At 66.2% G+C, this 536-nt stretch carries 1 protein-coding gene; it reads left to right on the plus strand.

Translation table 11 applies throughout. From position 1 onward, the window contains the following. Positions 1-74: 74 nt before the first annotated feature. Positions 75-536, plus strand: a 462-nt coding sequence (locus H4N64_RS44245; RefSeq protein WP_336246991.1) for a phosphopantetheine-binding protein, incomplete at its 3' end; no start/stop codon positions are given.

A 536-nucleotide genomic window follows, 5' to 3' on the forward strand; every position in this document is an offset into this window, starting at 1 on the left:
GCCGGCAAACCGAACTCCTTCGTCACGAAGCGGTCCGGTCACTCGCGGAAGACGTCCAGGACGCGCGGGTCCACGTGCTGGACAGCGAGTTGCAGTTGGTGCCCATCGGCGTGGTGGGCGACCTCTATGTATCGGGCGTGGCATCGGATCGGGACCGATCGACCGCCGGGTACGTCGAGACGAACCCCTACGGCCCACCCGGATCCGGGCTGTACCGCGCCGATCAGCAGGCCCGGTGGACCCGCGATGGCCGGCTGGAGTTGGTGCAACGGGCCGGTGACAGGCCGGCAGAGCAGGTCGCTCCGGGATACCGGAAGCCGCGCAACACTCAGGAAGAAGTGCTGGCCGGGCTGTTCGCGGAGGTGCTGAACGTCACCAAGGTCGGAATCGACGACAGCTTCTTCGATCTGGGCGGCCACTCACTGCTGGCCACTTGGTTGCTGTCCCGCATCCGGACCGTACTCGGCGTCGAGGTCCCGATACGGATGTTGTTCGAAAGCCCGACGGTGGCGCAGTTGGCACCGCATCTGGACAGT

Source organism: Streptomyces cupreus, from assembly GCF_014257025.1.
Taxonomy (GTDB): domain Bacteria; phylum Actinomycetota; class Actinomycetes; order Streptomycetales; family Streptomycetaceae; genus Streptomyces; species Streptomyces cupreus.